The 17,088-nt window shown below is 58.7% G+C and carries 15 protein-coding genes; 12 read left to right on the top strand and 3 right to left on the bottom strand.

Annotated elements, in window-relative coordinates; genetic code table 11:
• Positions 1–12: 12 nt before the first annotated feature.
• The 6 genes from fdh3B to PG871_RS00615 all read left to right on the top strand — a co-directional run bounded on the left by fdh3B (position 13) and on the right by PG871_RS00615 (position 6,740).
• Positions 13–606, top strand: coding sequence for a formate dehydrogenase FDH3 subunit beta (gene fdh3B / locus PG871_RS00640; protein ID WP_054004314.1), 594 nt, complete (start codon positions 13–15; stop codon positions 604–606).
• A 131-nt stretch (positions 607–737) separates the two neighbouring features.
• Positions 738–1,952, top strand: a complete 1,215-nt coding sequence (locus tag PG871_RS00635) for a formate dehydrogenase subunit gamma (RefSeq protein ID WP_270725084.1) — start codon at positions 738–740, stop codon at positions 1,950–1,952.
• Positions 1,953–3,251, top strand: a complete 1,299-nt coding sequence (locus PG871_RS00630) for a c-type cytochrome (RefSeq protein WP_270725083.1) — start codon at positions 1,953–1,955, stop codon at positions 3,249–3,251.
• A 1-nt stretch (position 3,252) separates the two neighbouring features.
• Entirely contained in the window at positions 3,253–3,378 is a 126-nt protein-coding gene (locus PG871_RS00625; protein ID WP_270725082.1) for a hypothetical protein, read from the top strand.
• Between the two features lie 4 nt (positions 3,379–3,382).
• On the top strand, positions 3,383–4,765 hold the full coding sequence (locus PG871_RS00620; protein ID WP_270725081.1) for a sigma-54-dependent transcriptional regulator: 1,383 nt from the start codon (positions 3,383–3,385) through the stop codon (positions 4,763–4,765).
• Positions 4,758–6,740, top strand: a complete 1,983-nt coding sequence (locus tag PG871_RS00615; RefSeq protein WP_270725080.1) for a sensor histidine kinase — start codon at positions 4,758–4,760, stop codon at positions 6,738–6,740. The genes PG871_RS00620 and PG871_RS00615 overlap by 8 nt, the downstream gene beginning before the upstream one ends.
• Positions 6,741–6,752: 12 nt before the next feature.
• On the opposite strand, the gene PG871_RS00610 is transcribed toward PG871_RS00615, so the two are convergent.
• The gene (locus PG871_RS00610) at positions 6,753–7,703 is read right to left on the bottom strand and encodes a GlxA family transcriptional regulator (protein ID WP_270725079.1); all 951 of its coding nucleotides are present in this window, start codon (positions 7,701–7,703) and stop codon (positions 6,753–6,755) included.
• A 112-nt stretch (positions 7,704–7,815) separates the two neighbouring features.
• Here PG871_RS00610 and PG871_RS00605 point away from each other — a divergent pair, with 112 nt between their 5' ends.
• From PG871_RS00605 to PG871_RS00580, 6 genes are all read left to right on the top strand, one after another.
• Complete coding sequence (locus PG871_RS00605) at positions 7,816–8,526, top strand: GntR family transcriptional regulator (RefSeq protein WP_270725078.1); 711 nt, start codon at positions 7,816–7,818, stop codon at positions 8,524–8,526.
• Between the two features lie 9 nt (positions 8,527–8,535).
• The gene (locus tag PG871_RS00600; protein WP_270725077.1) at positions 8,536–9,453 is read left to right on the top strand and encodes a dihydrodipicolinate synthase family protein; all 918 of its coding nucleotides are present in this window, start codon (positions 8,536–8,538) and stop codon (positions 9,451–9,453) included.
• A gap of 3 nt (positions 9,454–9,456) precedes the next feature.
• A complete protein-coding gene (locus tag PG871_RS00595; protein WP_270725076.1) occupies positions 9,457–10,953 on the top strand; it encodes an aldehyde dehydrogenase in 1,497 nt (498 codons plus the stop codon).
• Complete coding sequence (locus PG871_RS00590; protein ID WP_270725075.1) at positions 10,950–12,290, top strand: NAD(P)/FAD-dependent oxidoreductase; 1,341 nt, start codon at positions 10,950–10,952, stop codon at positions 12,288–12,290. The genes PG871_RS00595 and PG871_RS00590 overlap by 4 nt, the downstream gene beginning before the upstream one ends.
• Positions 12,291–12,423: 133 nt before the next feature.
• Positions 12,424–14,142: an ATP-binding cassette domain-containing protein gene (locus PG871_RS00585; protein ID WP_270725074.1), complete on the top strand. Its 1,719-nt coding sequence runs from the start codon at positions 12,424–12,426 to the stop codon at positions 14,140–14,142.
• A complete protein-coding gene (locus PG871_RS00580; RefSeq protein WP_270725073.1) occupies positions 14,139–14,918 on the top strand; it encodes a hypothetical protein in 780 nt (259 codons plus the stop codon). Before PG871_RS00585 ends, PG871_RS00580 begins: the two co-directional genes overlap by 4 nt.
• Here the strand turns inward: PG871_RS00580 and PG871_RS00575 are convergent.
• Both PG871_RS00575 and PG871_RS00570 read right to left on the bottom strand, forming a co-directional pair.
• Entirely contained in the window at positions 14,885–15,520 is a 636-nt protein-coding gene (locus PG871_RS00575; protein ID WP_270725072.1) for a CDP-alcohol phosphatidyltransferase family protein, read from the bottom strand. The two genes, PG871_RS00580 and PG871_RS00575, sit on opposite strands and share 34 nt — an antisense overlap.
• Before the next feature lie 13 nt (positions 15,521–15,533).
• A complete protein-coding gene (locus PG871_RS00570; protein WP_270725071.1) occupies positions 15,534–17,057 on the bottom strand; it encodes a xylulokinase in 1,524 nt (507 codons plus the stop codon).
• Positions 17,058–17,088 lie beyond the last annotated feature (31 nt).

Here is a 17,088-nt window from a genome sequence, read left to right as displayed (position 1 = left end):
GGAGAGAGAGAAATGGCACGAAGTAAGTTTCTCTGCGACAGCGAGCGTTGTATTGAATGCAACGCCTGCGTCACCGCCTGTAAGAACGAGCACGAGGTGCCTTGGGGCATCAACCGGCGTCGTGTTGTGACAATCAACGACGGCAACCCGGGTGAGCGTTCTATTTCGGTGGCATGTATGCACTGCTCGGACGCGCCGTGTATGGCCGTTTGTCCCGTGGATTGTTTCTATCAGACCGAAGAAGGTGTGGTGCTGCACTCCAAGGACCTGTGCATCGGGTGCGGTTACTGTTTCTACGCGTGTCCGTTTGGCGCGCCGCAGTATCCGCAGGCCGGCAATTTTGGCAGCCGAGGCAAGATGGACAAGTGTACCTTCTGCGCCGGTGGTCCGGAGGAGAACCATTCCAATGCGGAATTCTCCAAATACGGCCGCAACCGGATTGCCGAAGGCAAGTTGCCACTGTGTGCAGAGATGTGTTCGACCAAGGCGCTGTTGGCGGGTGACGGGGACGTTGTGTCCGGCATCTATCGCGAACGCGTTGTGGCACGGGGCTTTGGCACCGGCGCCTGGGGCTGGGGCACAGCCTATGAACAGAAAGGTGGCTAAAGCCGCTTGATTTGTGGCGGCCGGACACACCGGCCGCCACATTCACAAACGAAATTCAAACTGAATTTAGGGGCGTCTTCCATATTGGGAAACGAACCCCGCATTTGGTGATTGATCGGATGAGGTTCCTAATGCGCGCGCTTTTGTGGATTGTTTTGAGTGTGATGCTGGCATTTCCCGCCTCGGCGGAGGACGCGCCTGTGGATGCGACCGAACCGCGAGCCACCACCGGAGGTGCGCAGACACTGGAAGACATCATGGCACGCCAACGTGGTGAAAAGGTCGATGATGCGGACCGGCGAGCCAATACCGGTCAAGGCAATGTCGAAGCGCTGATTGGCCAGCTTGGCACTCGCGGTGCGGCGTCGGATGCGGATGTGTTCCGCGCGCTGCGTTATGGCAGTGCAGACACCACCACGACCGCCCGTGGCCCAACGACCGGCCTGCTCATTCAGGATGGCGGTATGCGCTGGCTGACGTTCCGCGAAGGTCCCCTTCTGAGGTACGGCCTGTATTTTCTGGGGGGAATGGTACTGATCATTGCCCTGTTTTATGCCTTTAGAGGCAAGATCATGATTGATGGCCCCAAAACCGGCCGCATGATCATTCGTTTTGATGCGTTTGAGCGGTTTTGCCATTGGGTTATGGGGGTGAGTTTCATCCTGCTTGGCATCAGTGGTCTTGTGCTTATTGCGGGGCGCAAATTCATGATCCCATGGATGGGGCATGACACATATTCATCGATCGCACAGGCGGGGAAATGGGCGCACAACAACATGAGCTGGGCGTTTATGCTGAGCCTGATTTTTGTGTTCATCCTTTGGGTCAAACACAACATTCCGGACCGTGGCGACATTCAGTGGATGGCCAAGGCCGGGGGATTGTTTTCCAAAGGGGTGCACCCGCCCGCCAAGAAATTCAACGCGGGTCAAAAGATCATTTTCTGGTCCGTGATTGTGCTGGGTGTGTCGATTTCGGTTTCGGGATTAGCGTTGCTGTTCCCGTTTGAAATTTCGATGTTCGCCAAGACCTTCAAGATCGTGAACATGACGGGCCTGCCGCAACTCTTTAGCGGGGCGGCGCTGCCGGAAATGTTGACACCATATGGTGAAATGCAACTCGCACAGCTGTGGCACGGCATCATCGCCTTTGTGTTTATGGGCATCATCATCGCGCATATTTACCTTGGCAGCGTCGGCATGGAAGGCGCGATCGAAACGATGGGCACCGGCGAAGTCGATGAGCAATGGGCGAAGGAACACCACTCGCTTTGGTACGATGAAGAGATGGCCAAGGCCAAAGATCCGGCGACAAGCGCTGCGGATCAGGCGACTCCGGCGGAATAAATGCGACGCTCGGCGTTGATTCTCGGGGCCATGATCTGGGCCACGCAGGCGGTTGCCGGCACGTTCTTCACGTTGGAAGGGCATGGCGGACCCATTAAGGGGATCGCCGTGTCACCGGATGGTCAAAGCATCCTGACCGCGAGTTTCGACTACGCCCTTGGACATTGGCAAGACGGCGCGCCGCGCTGGCTGGAAGGCCATGACGCGGCGGTGAATGCGGTGATCTTTGTTGATGACGCGCGGGCGGTTTCAGCGGGTGATGATTTTGCGGTGCGGCTTTGGGATTTGCGCGCGGGTACCAGTGCAGTTCTGGGGCATCACAAAGGTAAGGTGGTGTCGCTGAAATTGGCGCCGGATGGACAAAGCGTCGCTTCGGCCAGTTGGGACGGCAGCATCGGGATTTGGCCTTTGGATGGTGGCGCGGCACGGTTGGTGCAGGTGGGCAGCAACGTCAATGACATCGCATATAAAGCGGATGGCGCTGCGATCCTCTCGGCGGGATCGGATGGCGATATCCGTGAATGGGACGTCGCTAGCGGCGCGCAGAACGCGCTGTTTTTAAGCAACGGGTTTGGCGTGAACACGCTGATTTTGAATGCGGAAAGAGGTTGGTTGGCCTTTGGCGCGGTGGATGGTGTCACACGGGTGGTGGACATGCACACAGCGGAGACGATCAAAGATGTGACGCTGGACCGGCGGCCCATTCTGGCGATGAGCCAGAACCGCGACGGACAGTACCTCGCGATTGGGGATGGCGAAGGGTATATCATGATACTGGACACGTCAGATTGGTCGATCCATGCGGATTTTCGGGCAACGCATCGCGGCCCGATCTGGGCGCTGGCGTTTTCGGCGGATGGTAAGAACCTTCACGCGGGCGGATTGGATGACGCTATGTTCAGCTGGCCATTGAGTGATCCGGCGGATGCGCCGAAGATGGTTCAGGGCGACCGCAGTTTTTTGAATGGCAATGACAGCGCCAGCAATGGCGAACGGCAATTCCAGCGGAAATGTTCGATTTGTCATACGCTGACGGGTGACAGCGCGCGACGGGCCGGCCCAACGCTAAAGGATGTTTTTGGGCGCCGCGCCGGGACTGTCTCGGATTACAGGTATTCACCAACACTTTTACAAAGCGAGATCGTTTGGACAGCGCAAACCATTGATACGCTTTTTGATTTGGGGCCGGATGTGTATATTCGGGGAACAAAGATGCCGGTTCAGCGCATCAAGGCCCCACAAGACCGCGCCGACCTGATCGAATTTCTGCGTCACTACAGCGAAACCAGGGAAAACTAAAATGAAGACATTCCTCTTGGCCTGCGTCGCCGTCGTCGGCACCGCCATCGCCGCCTATTATGGCCTACATGCTGTCGGCTTTTCCGCCAGCGACCAAGGAAGCGGCGAGGCCGTTCGGCTGGATTGATTAGATGACGCAAACAACACGCGCCCGCCCGCGAGACACGGCGGCGTCGGAATTTGGAATTGGCCTTGCGACGGCCTCGGTCCTTGTGGTGGACGACGAGCCGGGCATTCGGAATTTCATCATGAAAATATTGCGGCCCGTCGTGGGCCGTATTGAACAGGCGGCGAATGCTGAAGCGGCCTCGCGGCTGCTTGATGCCAACCACTATGACATCGTTATTCTCGACAATGTTATGCCCGGAACAACGGGGCTGGAATGGCTGGGCGAGCAACGAAAGCTTGGATTTTTTGCCGACACGATCCTGATCACCGCGTTTGCTGACATGGACACCGCAATCGAGGCGATGCGCGCGGGCGCTGTGGATTTTGTGCTCAAACCGTTCCGGTCAAACCAGATTTTGAACGCTGTGGCACGCTGTGTGGATCGGGTGAACCTGCGGCGCGAGAACTATTTGCTGAAACACGAACTGGCGAGCGGCAACACACAGGTCCGCGCCCGCCTTCTGGGCAGCTCACCTGAGATTGCGCAAATCCGCGCAACGCTGGAACGGGCCGCGCCTTTGCCGACACCGGTGCTGCTAACCGGGGACACCGGTACGGGCAAAGAGGTTGGCGCGCGGGCGCTGCACCTGATGTCTGATCGAGCCGAGAAGCCGTTTGTGCCGATCAATTGCGCGACCATATCAGGCGAGTCTATCGAGGCGGATCTTTTTGGCCGCATTCTGCAAGATCCGGCAGGTCGCACGGTGCGCCAAGACGGGCTGTTTATGAATGCCAACGGCGGCACGCTTTTCATGGATGAAATCATCGAATTGCCCCACCCAGTGCAGGCGTCATTGTTGCGGGTGATTGAACATCAACGGGTACGTCCGGTGGGATCATCCCGCGAGGTGCCGTTGGACCTGCGGTTTATTTTTGCCACCAACGGTGATCTGCTGGCCGCGGTGTCCGATGGGCGTTTTCGGGCGGATTTGTTTCACCGGATCAATGTTCTGAACGTGCAAATGCCCAAGCTCAAGGATCGCATTGGCGATCTGAAAGAGTTGGCGTTGATGTTCATTCAGCAGATTTCCCAAAGTCTTGGGGTGTCGCCGCTGGCCTTGTCCGAAGGTGTGCTGCTGCATATGTCGCGATATGACTGGCCGGGCAATGTGCGTGAGCTGCGCAACTTAGTCGAACGCTCGCTGATTGTGGGTGAATGGCCCGCAGAATTTGCCGCCACCGGCAGCGACGCCGAGGTAGCGGCCGTGGACAGCCTCGCGGCGGTGGAACGCCGGCACATCCTGACGGTGCTGGACGCTTGCGATGGCAACCGGGCGGAAGCGGCGCGCAGGTTGGGCGTGTCACGCAAGACGATCGACCGCAAGTGCGCCATGTGGAATGACTGACAAACCCAACAACGGGGTGGCGCGGGCGCGGTCTGTGCGCATTCGTCTGCTCGCTATTGCGCTGTTGCCGACTCTGGTGATTATGCCGGTGTTCTTCATGGTCACGGCGGCCAATTGGGGTGGTCGTTTTGACAACCTGTTGATCGCCAAGGTCAATGGTGAGCTGACGATTGCAGACCAGTTCCTGACGCAGCTTCTGGACAAAAGCGACCTGCAAATGCGCGCTGTTGCGGAGTCAGCCGAGTTTGTTCTGTGGGCCGACAGCGGACAGGTGCGGGCGTTGGAAGGGCTTTTGGAGGCGGAGCGCCGCGCCTTGGGCTTGGATTTTCTGTACTACATGAATGGCGAGGGCACAGTTTTATCCTCGCCGAGGTTTGCGCAGACCGACACGCTCGCGCAATGGCCGGTGGTCAGTCAGGCCTTGGCAGGGGTGGGCGCCAGTCGGATCGATGTTTTTGCCCGGGAGGATCTCGCGGCGGTGTCGCAGGATTTGGCGGAACGGGCGCGCATCAAATTGGTGCCGACCGAGGCCGCGGTGCCCACAGATCGCAGTGAGGAAACCCGCGGCATGGTGGTGCACACGGCCACACCGGTGAACGTGGGACGTGGCGGCGCGCTGGTCGGGGGGGTTCTGCTCAACCGCAATCTGGAATTCATCGATACCATCAACGATCTGGTTTACCCCAGTGCCAGCCTGACCGAAGGCAGCGTTGGAACTGCGACGCTGTTTTTGGACGATGTGCGGGTGTCGACCAATGTGCGCCTGTTTGAGAACGAGCGCGCATTGGGCACGCGGGTGTCCGCGATTGTGCGCGAAACCGTGCTGGAGAAAGGCGAGGTCTGGCTTGATCGCGCGTTTGTGGTGAACGACTGGTATATCTCGGCGTATGAACCGTTGACGGACAGTTTCGGAAATCGGGTTGGAATGCTTTACGTCGGCTTTCTGGACCAGCCCTTTCGAGATGCAAAGTTTTCAACGATCCTAACGTTTGCTGTCGCTTTTGCTGTCATTGTTTTGATGTCGGTCCCGATTTTTCTGCGCTGGGCGCGGCAGATTTTTGAACCCCTTGAACGGATGTTGCGCACCATCACGCGGGTTGAGGGCGGAGACCTTGGCGCCAGAACCGGCGTGGACAATACCGGCGATGAAATTGGAAGGGTGGCAGCGCAGATGGACGAGCTTTTGGAGCAAATCCAAGAGCGTGACCGCGAACTGACACGACGGGTTGCGGCGCGCACCAAAGATCTGGAGACCGCGAACCAGCAGCTGGAGGCCACGTCACGCCAACTGGTGGTAAGCGAGAAGCTTGCTGCGGTGGGGGAAATCGCGGCGGGCATTGCCCATGAGATCAACAACCCGATTCAAGTGATTCAAGGCAATCTGGATGTGATGAAGCTTGAGCTTGGCGACGAAGCGGATCGTATCGGGACCGAGCTGCAGCTGATCGATGAGCAGGTGCATTCAATTTTTCTGATCGTAAACAAGCTGTTGCAGTTCACTCGCCCAGATGAATTTGCCGAAGGCATGGAGCATCACCGTCCAGCGGATGTAATGCGCGACACGATTCCCTTGGTGCAGCATCTCTTGAACACCGCCGCGATCACCTTGCAGCTGGATACGCCAAGCCTTCGTGCGGTGGCGATCAACCGCACCGAATTGCAGCAAGTGCTTATCAATTTCATTGTGAACGCGATCCACGCGATGCCGGAGGGCGGCGAGCTGACACTTGCGGTGGCTGATGAGGCGGATGGCGTTAGGGTCACGGTGGCGGACACCGGTGTGGGTATGTCGCGCGAGGTTTTGGCGCGCATATTTGACCCGTTTTACACCACCAAGCGCGGCGAAGGCACGGGGTTGGGGCTGTCAATTACCCGCAAGCTGGTTGAGCTTTATGACGGCAGCATTGACGTGGTGAGCGAGGTTGGTGTTGGTACAACGTTCCGTGTTTGGTTTCCGGCGGTTGAGGATAGATAGCGGGGTGTTTGGTCACCTGATCTTTGATTGCTGTGCAGTTGGCGTGATGCCAAATTTCCCGCGATAGACGCGGGCAAAGTGACCAGGGCTTTCAAAGCCGCAGGCGAGCGCTATTTCGGTCACGGATTGATCGGTTTGCACCAACAGATTGCGGGCGCGGTTGAGGCGCAGGTCCATCAGGTACTTTTTCGGAGAACAGTTCAGGTAGCGGCCAAAGATGCGTTCCAACTGTCGGGTAGAGATGCCGATTTCCTCGGCAATTAATGACGGCGAACGCGGGCGCTCGATACAGTCGTTCATGATCTGGATGGCGCGCACAAGATGCGGATTGCGCATGCCGTGGCGGCTTTGCAGCGACACTCGTTGTTCGGCGGTTCCTTCGCGCACGGCGTTATAGACCATCTGATCGGCAACAGCGATGGCGAGGTCCGGCCCGTGAGTGTCTTCGATCAGGTGCAGCATCAAGTCAGCGGTGGCGGTTCCGCCGGAGGCTGTGATGATAGGTTCATCCGCCACAAAAACGCTGCTGACGAGGTTCACATCAGGGAAATCCTCAAGGAAACCGTCGTGGAAATCCCAATGGATCGCCGCGCGCATGCCGTCTAGCATTCCAGCCTTGGCAAGGATGAACGCAGCGGAGCAAAGCGCGCCGACTTTGGCCCCTGTGGCACGCTCGCGACGCAGCGCGTTAAGCAAATCGGGGTCCAAGTGTTTGTGTACATTGATTCCGGACAGCGCAAAAACGCGGTCGCATTTTGGCAGATCTTTGAAGCTGTAGTCGACCAGAGACACGGTGCCGTTGGAACAGGTCTCGCGGTTGCCATCATGGCTCGCCAACACCCATTCATAAAGGGTTTCGTTGGAGATCAGATTGGCAATGCGCAAGGGCTCAATCGCGCAGGAAAACGCGATGTGCGTGAATTCTGGCACCAGAAGAATGGCAAATCGTTCGGTTTTGGTCATGTGATGAGGCTAGCACAGGGTTGTGGGTAAGAAGAAATTCTTTCTGTATACATATTGTATTTTTATGGATAGCGTGTGGTCACAGTATGTGATTCCTGAATGGAGAGAGCCAATGTCGGCCGACCCGAAAACCCGCAAAGAGGCGCTCTATGAGTCGGTGAAAGCCGCGGTTCTTACGTTGGAGTTGCCGCCAGGTTCTGACCTTGATGAAACTGCGCTGAGCGAGGAGTTTTCGTTGTCTCGCACGCCCTTGCGTGAGGTGTTTCGCAATTTGGCGGGCGAGGGGTACCTTGATCTGCGCGAAAACCGCGGCGCGCGTGTAAGCGAGATGAGCCATAAAACACTACGCGACTTTTTCCTTGCTGCGCCGATGATCTATGGTGCCGTGATGCGGTTGGCCGCAGTCAATCGGACCGCAGCCCAGATTGAAGCGCTGCAGTCCGCGCAGGACGATTTCCGCGCCGCGCTACGCAGCGGTTCCGGCACGGATCGCGCTTTGGCGAACAACCGGTTTCATGAAGTCACAGGCGAGATGGCAGACAACATCTATTTGCTGCCAAGTTTTCAACGCCTGTTGATTGACCACGCGCGGATCTCGATGACATTTTACCGCCCGCAAGACGATGACATGGCACGCAATGTCACCGAAGCCGCCGCACAGCATGACGACGTGATTGCCGCTATCCAGGCGCGGGATGAGGCCGCCTGCAGCCAGTTAGCAATCGACCACTGGAACCTGTCGCGAGGCCAGATCGAACTTTTTGTGATGCCCGCCGGGCTCGACATGCCGCTGGGTGCCTTGCCTGGCGCGCGCACAGCTTAGAGGACCAAGATGACGCCATTATTCCAATTCGAAGGTATCTATACGCCTGTGGTGACGCCGCATTATGCGGACGGAAGCGTGAATTTCGATACGCTGGCCAATGTGGTCGCGCATTTGATCGACCGAGGCGTGCACGGGCTGATCACAGGTGGGTCCACCGGTGAGAACTATGCGCAAACGGTGGCCGAACGCGTTGAAATCGCGCGGTTTACCAAAGAGCAGATCAAGGGGCGTGTGCCGCTTGTGATGGGTACGGGCGCGATGCTTACAGACGATTCCGTGGCGCTTGCGACTGCTGGGCGGGAGATGGGTGCGGATGCGATTTTGCTGGCCAGTCCGCCTTATGCGGTGCCGACGGACCGCGAAAATGCGTTGAATGCCTTGGCGATTGATAAGGCGGCGAACCTTCCGGTGATGCTCTATAATTACCCGCATCGTACGGGCACCATGATGGGAGAAGAATTCCTTGATCGCGTGGGTCGATCGCGCAATTTTTGCGGCATCAAGGAAAGCTCTGGTGACATCAACCGCGTGCATCTTTTGGCGCGGGACTATCCGCACATCCAAATGGGTTGTGGCATGGATGATCAGGCGTTGGAGTTTTTTGCGTGGGGGTCGCGGTTTTGGGTGTGCGGCGGGTCCAACTTTTTGCCGGATGAACACATCGCGCTTTATCAAGCCTGTGCCATCGAAGGGAATTTCGACAAAGGTCGCCGGATCATGAGCGCGATGATGCCGTTGATGCGAGTGTTGGAGCAGGGCGGAAAATTCATTCAGACCATCAAATACGGTGTGACGCTGAACGGGATGGACACAGGGCCGATGCGGGCGCCGCTTAAGGGGCTGAACAAAGATGACAAGCGCGCGCTGGAACAGGTGGTGCGCGTGCTGAAAACCACAATTGCCAATATTCAGGCGGAGGGCTGAGACATGGATCTGCTGACAAAAAACGAATACGCGGCGATTGCGGCCCAGATGGACTTTCCCAACGCGGCCTATATCGACGGGGCCTATCGGCCTGCGATGTCAGGCGCGACGTTTGCGACGACCAATCCGGCCACCGGCGCTGCGTTGACAGACGTTGCGGCCTGTGGCGCCGAGGATGTTGAATTCGCCGTCGCCAAGGCCCGCGAGGCCTTTGACGATGGGCGTTGGTCGCGCATGCACCCGTCAGAACGCAAGGATATTCTGATCCGTTTTGCCAAGCTGATGACCCGCAATGCGCGGGAATTGGCGGTCATGGAGAGCCTTGATAGCGGTAAGCCGATTTTTGATTGCGAGACGGTGGATATCCCCGAGACCATCCATTGCATCAAGTGGCACGCCGAGGCGATTGATAAGATCTATGACCAGATGGCGCCGAGTTCGGATGACCATATTGCGATGGTCGTACGTGAGCCGATTGGCGTTGTTGGCTTGGTGCTGCCGTGGAACTTCCCTTTGCTTATGCTGGCTTGGAAGATCGGTCCGGCTTTGGCTGCGGGGTGCTCGGTCGTCGTGAAACCTGCCGAAGAGACTTCGTTGACGGCCTTGCGGGTGGGGGAGCTCGCAAGCGAGGCCGGTTTGCCGCGCGGCGTGCTGAACGTTGTTCCCGGTGGTGGGGCCGCTGTCGGCGAGCCCATCGGGCGGCACATGGACATCGACATGGTGTCTTTCACCGGATCGACCGTGACGGGCAAGCGGTTCCTGACCTATTCGGCGGACAGCAACGCCAAAGAAGTTGTGCTTGAGATGGGTGGCAAGAACCCCGCCATTGTGATGGACGATGCAGAAAATCTGGATCGCGTAGCGCAGCATTTGGTGAACGGCGCTTATTGGAATATGGGCGAAAATTGCTCGGCCACGTCGCGGTTGATCGTGCACCACGATGTGCGGGACGAGTTGCTGGAGCGGATAGAGCACCACGCACAACAATGGAATGTCGGCGATCCGTTGGATCCGGAAACGCGGATCGGGGCGCTGGTCTCTCAGGCGCACTTTGACAAGGTCAGCGGGTATCTTGAGAAGGCCGAGAAGGTGGTTTTTGGTGGGTCCGCCGGTGGTGGATTTGTCGCGCCGTCCCTGGTTCAACTGCCTGATAATAATCACGTTCTTGCGCGAGATGAGATTTTTGGACCGGTTCTCGGGGTGATCGAAGTCGACAACTTTGACCAAGCGATTCAGGTTGCCAACGACACGGATTATGGCCTGTGTGCGTCGCTGTTTACGGCCAACGCCAAGCGCGCCATCCGCGGTGCCCGAATGCTTCGGGCGGGGACTGTGACGGTCAACTGCTATGGGGAAGGCGACATCGCGACGCCGTTTGGAGGCTACAAGCAATCGGGCTTTGGCGGGCGTGACAATTCCGTGCATGCACACGACCAATACACCCAGCTCAAGACGATCTGGGTCGACCTGTCCGACGACGAAGATGAGGCCGTGCAGTGAATGAATACACTGCGCGCCGCACACCAGTGCAGCGCGGTGTGGCTGCGTGGAATGCGATCCTTGGACCACAGCCTGCGGCACGGGTTTTGGACGAAAACATCATCGCGGACTTTTGTGTTGTGGGCGCGGGGTTTGCAGGGTTGTCGGCTGCGCGACGGTTGCGCCAGCTGGCGCCAGATGCGCGAATTGTGGTGGTTGAGGCTGGACGCGTTGCCGAGGGTGCGGCTGGGCGAAATTCGGGCTTTATGATCGACTTACCGCATGATCTTGCGTCTGAGGATTATGCGGGAGCGGGTGACGACCGACAGGTGATGGCCCTGAACCGCAAGGCGATTGGGTTCGCGGCGCAGGCAGTCTCTGAGTTTGACATCAAGGCGGATTATTTTGATCCGGTTGGCAAGGTGAATGGCGCCGCTGGGGATGCGGGGCATGGGCACAACGTCAGCTACGCGACGCATTTGGCGGCATTGGGCGAGCCGCATGAGGTGCTTGATGCGCAGCAGATGCGCGAGTTGACCGGGTCGCAGCACTATGTTTCCGGTCTGTATACTCCCGGCACAGTGATGTTGCAGCCGGCTGGGTATGTGCGCGGATTGACCAACGGCCTGACAGCACAGAATGTTGAAATATATGAAGATTCCCCTGTGACAGCGATCAAGAGAAACGGAACGTCTTGGGAGGTGATCACCGCGCGAGGGGGCATTTCCGCGGGCAAGGTTATCTTGGGTGTGAATGGTCATTTGGAGAGCTTTGGTGTCGCCAAGGGTCGGCTTATGCAGCTGTTTCTGTTTGCGATGATGACAAAGGAACTGGACGCGGAGACAAGGGTCAAGTTGGGCGGCGCGGACCGATGGGGCATCACGCCGTCGGACCCGATGGGCACCACGATGCGACGGATCGACGGCGGTCAGGGCGGGCATCGCATTGTGACCCGAACATGTGCAGTTTTGCGGCCTGGGATGCGCGCCGGTCACGGCGATTTGGCGCGGGCTAAGCGCGTAATGACGCGAAAATTTGATCAGCGTTTTCCGCAAGTTAAAGGCTTGGAGATGGCGCACGTCTGGGCGGGGCATCTGTGTTTGACGCTCAATGGCGTTGCTGTGGCTCGAGAGATTGAGGGCGGCGTGTTTTCGGCCTGTGTGCAGAATGGATTGGGCACCGCCAGAGGCACGTTGACTGGCATTGCGGCGGCAGAGGCGGCGGCGGAAGTGCCGTCGGAAATTGCCGATTTCTTTGCAAAAGAAGACCCGCCTAAGCGTTTGCCACCGCGCCCCTTTAGTGACATCGGCGCAAATGCTGTGCTGCGATGGCGGGAGTTCAAAGCCCGGGCGGAATAGCCAAAAAGCGGCCTCTGTATCGCGGCTGTAATACGTCGGTATCGCGTCGGTGTGGTGCGCGTCGGGACGCATTGTGTCTCTGGCGCTGAAATCCGAAGTCGGCTAGCGTGGCACCGGAGCGCGAGTGAGGCAAATGACCATCGAATTCAAAGACATTCCAAGCCCCGAGGACGGCAGTTTGCGGGCGATGGTCGAGCGGCGCTGGACGGTTCTTCGGTTCCTGATGCGGGCCAGTGGACTGCTGCGCGATCCGCTGTTGATACTGATTCTGGTTGCCAGCTTTTCACGCGCGGGTCTGATTTTTGCGATCAACGAAACTGCGCGGGCGGCAGGGGACATATTCAATTGGTCGTCGCTTTTGTTGATAGTCTGCGCGTTGGCGATGTTGGTCGCCGGATACTTTCAGCGGATGCGGGCGTTTGTTTTGGTCACCTCGGTGTCGCGCCTGTTGCGCAGGCGGACGTCGAAATTGTTGCTGCGGGCCAACATTGATTTTCTTTTGTCGCAGAAGCACGGGAAAGTGTATTCGGCGATGACCACCGAGATCAACGTGCTGTCCCTCGCGGTCACGTCCATGGCCGAGGTATTTGGGGCGATTGTCGTTTTGGGGTTTGCGCTGCCCTATCTGGCGTATGTGTCCCCTGCTTCGGGGATCGCGGCTTTGGTCGCGGTGGGCATCGGTACAATCGGCTTCGTGCTTTTGGACAAGCCTGCCCGCAGATATGGCGCACAGGCGAGTGCACTGTTCTCGGAGTACTGCGATCGCGTTGGTGACATGCTGGGCGGCTGGAAAGAGCTGCGGCTGAGAAAGACGCGCCGGGACGCTCTGGAAGAAGAAACCTTAGAGGTGATCGACAAGCACGTGGGTGCGCGTATGCAGGCACAGCAGTTGTTTGCGGCCAGCGACGGCGTGGGACAATCCGCGATTATCCTGTTGCTGTGTTTTGTCGTTATTGGCTTGCCGATTGTGCAGGTCGCAGATGCCACAGTTTTGTTTCAGGTGTTGTCCATCATCTTTCTGGTGAATGGCCCAATTGAAACGCTGTTCAATGCCATGCCAAACCTGAGCCAGTCTGAAACGGCGTATCACCGCATCCGTTCGGTGGAACATGCCCTTGCAGGCTCGCAAAGCGCGTCGTTGACCCACGAGGGGCCGCAAATCGACAGGTTTGACGAGATCACATTGGCCGGAGTTGAAGCCACGATTGGTGAGCCGGACAAACCGGATGCAACGTCGTTTCATCTGGGGCCGGTGGATTTGACGTTCCGGCCGGGCGAGACCGTGTTTATTTGCGGCGGCAACGGGTCAGGCAAGACCACGCTCTTGTCGCTTATCACCGGGTTGCGGCATCCGACCAAAGGCGAAGTCCGATTGAATGGCGAGGCGTTGGATGATGCGATGACGGCGGCCTATCGGGAGCTGTTCACGGGCGTGTTCTCCGGATTCCATCTGTTTGAGCACGCTTATGGCATGTCGGAGTCCGAGTTGGCAGAACTGGAGCGCCGAATCGATCAGCTGGATTTGCGCGGGCGGGTATCGATGTTGGATGACAAATTTTCCACGCGGTCGCTGTCTGCTGGACAAAGCCGGCGATTGGCGCTTGCGGTGGCGCTTGCGGAGAAGCGCCCGATTATTGTGCTGGATGAATTTGCCGCCGATCAGGACCCGGCAAACCGCGCGTTTTTCTATGATGTGCTGGTGCCGGAATTGAGTGCGTCGGGTCAGTTGGTGCTGGCCGTGACACATGACGATCACCAGTTTCACAAATGCGACCGGCTTATCAAAATGGCTGGCGGCAAGGTGGTTTCAGACGCGCAACTGAACCCCGCGAAAGCAAAGGAACGGACATGAGCACTTCGACGCAATTGCCGAAGAAAGCAACGGTACTTGGTCTGAGCATTTCGGTGTTGTGCACGACCTTTGTGGTCTGGGTGGTCAACGCGTTGATTTACACGGCGCGGTGGGACTTCATCGTCTTTCATCCGGAAAGGACCGCACGCAAGTCGCCGACGATCAGCCGCGCCATTTCCGATCCGCGCATCGGAGAACCCTTTGCAGAGTGGATGGCGATCTGTGCACCGGTGTTGTTTGTCGGGGTCGGGCTGCTGGTCTGGGCGGCGTTGCATGAGTTGCGGCAAAACGGGTCTGCCGCGCCGCAGACGCTGCGCTGGTTTTTGCGAGTGAGTTGCGTGCTGGTGGTGTTGCAGGCGATGGCATCGGTGGGTTTGGTGATCTTGAGCCACTGGCGTTTTCCCGATCACCATTTGGGGCACATGACCGGAAGCTATTTGTTTTTCTTCAGTCAGGCGGCAGTGGTTTTTGTCGGGCATCTCATAACCACCGCCTATGGACGGTTGCCTGCGCAGGGGCAGGTGATGTTGCCGGTTATGGCGCGGGTGCGGCGGGTTTACGTCTGGGTGCCGGTCCTGCTGGCGGTGGTGTATCTCAGCTGTTTCATTCTCAAGGACTTTGATTTCGGCGTGATCAACAAACCGCTGTTCACGGTCTATGTGTCGACAGAACCGATGCTGTTGTCGTCGTTCCTGTTCTACGTTCTGAGCTTTGTGCCGGACAGTGTTGTGACGATTTTGCGCTATGTTCGGGGGCCATCGGTGGTGTCGGCCTGAGGCGCTGTGTCGGCGTCGCGTAGCATGCCAAAAGCGCGGCGGGCGCGTTGCAAGGCGGTGGCGTGAGACAGGATGGCGAACCCCGCAAGGCCGGCCATCATGATCCAGTCGCCGAACACGCCGGCAAGCAACAGCATGGCGCAGAGATAAATCACCCGCTCCATCCGTTCGAAGAAGTCAGGCCAATCGGTGTTGGAAACGGGCATTTCGATGGCGGTGCGGGCCTTGGCATATGAGGTGATTACGCTGCCGGAAAAGCAGGCCAGTGCCAGTGGCCAAAGGTCGTGCATGAAGGCCAGAGTGGCCAGAACGGCGAGTTCTTGGTAGCGGTCCACCATGGCGTCAAAATAGCCGCCGGATCGGGAAGACAGACCTGTGCGGCGCGCCACTGCGCCGTCCAGCGCGTCAAAGGCAAAGGCCACCGCGAGGGAGAGGCCGTAGACCACCGGTGAGGCGTGCCACAGATAAGCCAGCGACGTCAGAAGGATCAGCACCAGACCCGTGGCGGTGACCTGATTTGGCGTCAGGCCGGCCTTAACGAGCGGAGTGGACATCGCTTCCCACATTGGGTCGATTTTGGTCTTGAGCAGCCCGTCAATCATGGTGAACTCCGTTTCAGGCCGTATAGCTGCGGATCGCGGCACGGCGTAGTTTTTCGAGGCGCGCGGCGCGGACGGCCAGTGCGTCGACGCGGGCGGAATCCGGTGTGTAATGCGCGTTCGGGCGGCTGCGCAGGCGGGTGGCTGCTTCGGCAGGGGAGGCAGCCCAACCCATCGTTTTGGCGGCAAGCGTTGCGGTGCCCAGCATCCCGGCATGGCGGGTTTCGCCAACTAGGATGTCACGGTTGAGCGCATCGGCCAGCATTTGCGCCATTTGCGGATTGGCCGCGCCGCCGCCGACCAGCGTCACTGGGCCGGTTTTGCGCAGACCTTTTTCGCGGCTGATCTTGGACATCGCCCAGCGCAAGTTGAGCGCGACGCCTTCAAGTGCAGCGCGGCGCATGGCGGTCGCGTCGTGGTGCAGCGACAGGCCAAAGAACGTGCCGCGCAGGGCATCGTTGTCGACCGGCATACGTTCGCCCGCCAACCAAGGTAGAAAGAACGGGTCATCGGGTTGTGGCGCGCCGAGGTCGTCACCGGGACGGGCGTTGGCGCCTGCAGTGACCTTGGCGGCCCAATCGAGTGCGGAGCCAGCGTTTTCCTGACTGGCGATCAGTAGCGGGCGCATGTCGAGGCCGGAGGTCACAGTCGCATATGAGTAGGGCACGCTGAGGCGGCGGTTGGGGAGGAAACCGGCGATCCAAGCGGAGGTTGCGAGCGAAATGTGCAGCGCGCCGTCTTCCATCTCGCCCGATCCAAGCGCGGCGGCGGTCACATCTGACGTCCCGGCAAGAACCTGAGTGCTTGGCGAGAGGCCAAGTTCGGCTGCAGCTTGCGGCGTGAGGGTGTCGACAAGTGTGTCGGCGGTCACAATAGGCGCGAGTTTTTCCAGCGGTGCGCCGACGATTTTTGCCAACTGTGGTGACCACCCCTCGCGGCCGCGGCGGCTGTCCATCATCCAAGACAGGTTTGCGCTTTCAGGGCTGGTGGTCATCACACCGGTGGCGCGGTGCACAAGCCAGTCTTTGGCGTCGATTAGCCAGCGGGTGCGATCCATAATCTCCGGCTCGTGGTGGTGCATCCACAGGATTTTGGCGGCTGCGTCCATACCGTTTTTCGCGGGTGCGCCATTGGCAAGACGCAGCCAGCGCGCCAGTTTGCCAACCTGATAGCCGTGCACCTGAGGAAAGCCGCCGATCAGGGCTTGCACAAGTGCGCTGCCGCGTTTGTCGAGCCACGTCATGCAGGGCCGCAGGGCGTGGCCGGTTTCGTCAGCGCAGATCAGGCCGCAGAGCTGCGCGGAAAACACCACCACCGCGGCACGGTCGCGCAGGTCGGGAACCTGTTGGCGCAGCTCCGCAACGGCGCGGGTCAGGCCGCCCCACCAGTCGTCAGGGTTTTGTTCGGCTATGCCGCCAGCGCCAAGTGTCAGGGGATAGGTTTCGGTCACGCGGGCGAGGACATTCAAATCGCCGTCCACCACGCCGACTTTGACGCCGGACGTGCCGAAATCGGCTGAAATAACCAGATCGCCTTGCATTGCTGCCCCGTCCTTCAAAGTCTTTTTGTGT

The organism is Shimia sp. Alg240-R146 (genome assembly GCF_947331465.1).
Taxonomy (GTDB): domain Bacteria; phylum Pseudomonadota; class Alphaproteobacteria; order Rhodobacterales; family Rhodobacteraceae; genus Shimia.
The sequence above is the reverse complement of the archived record's forward strand: the minus strand, read 5'-3'. Positions and strand labels throughout refer to the sequence as shown.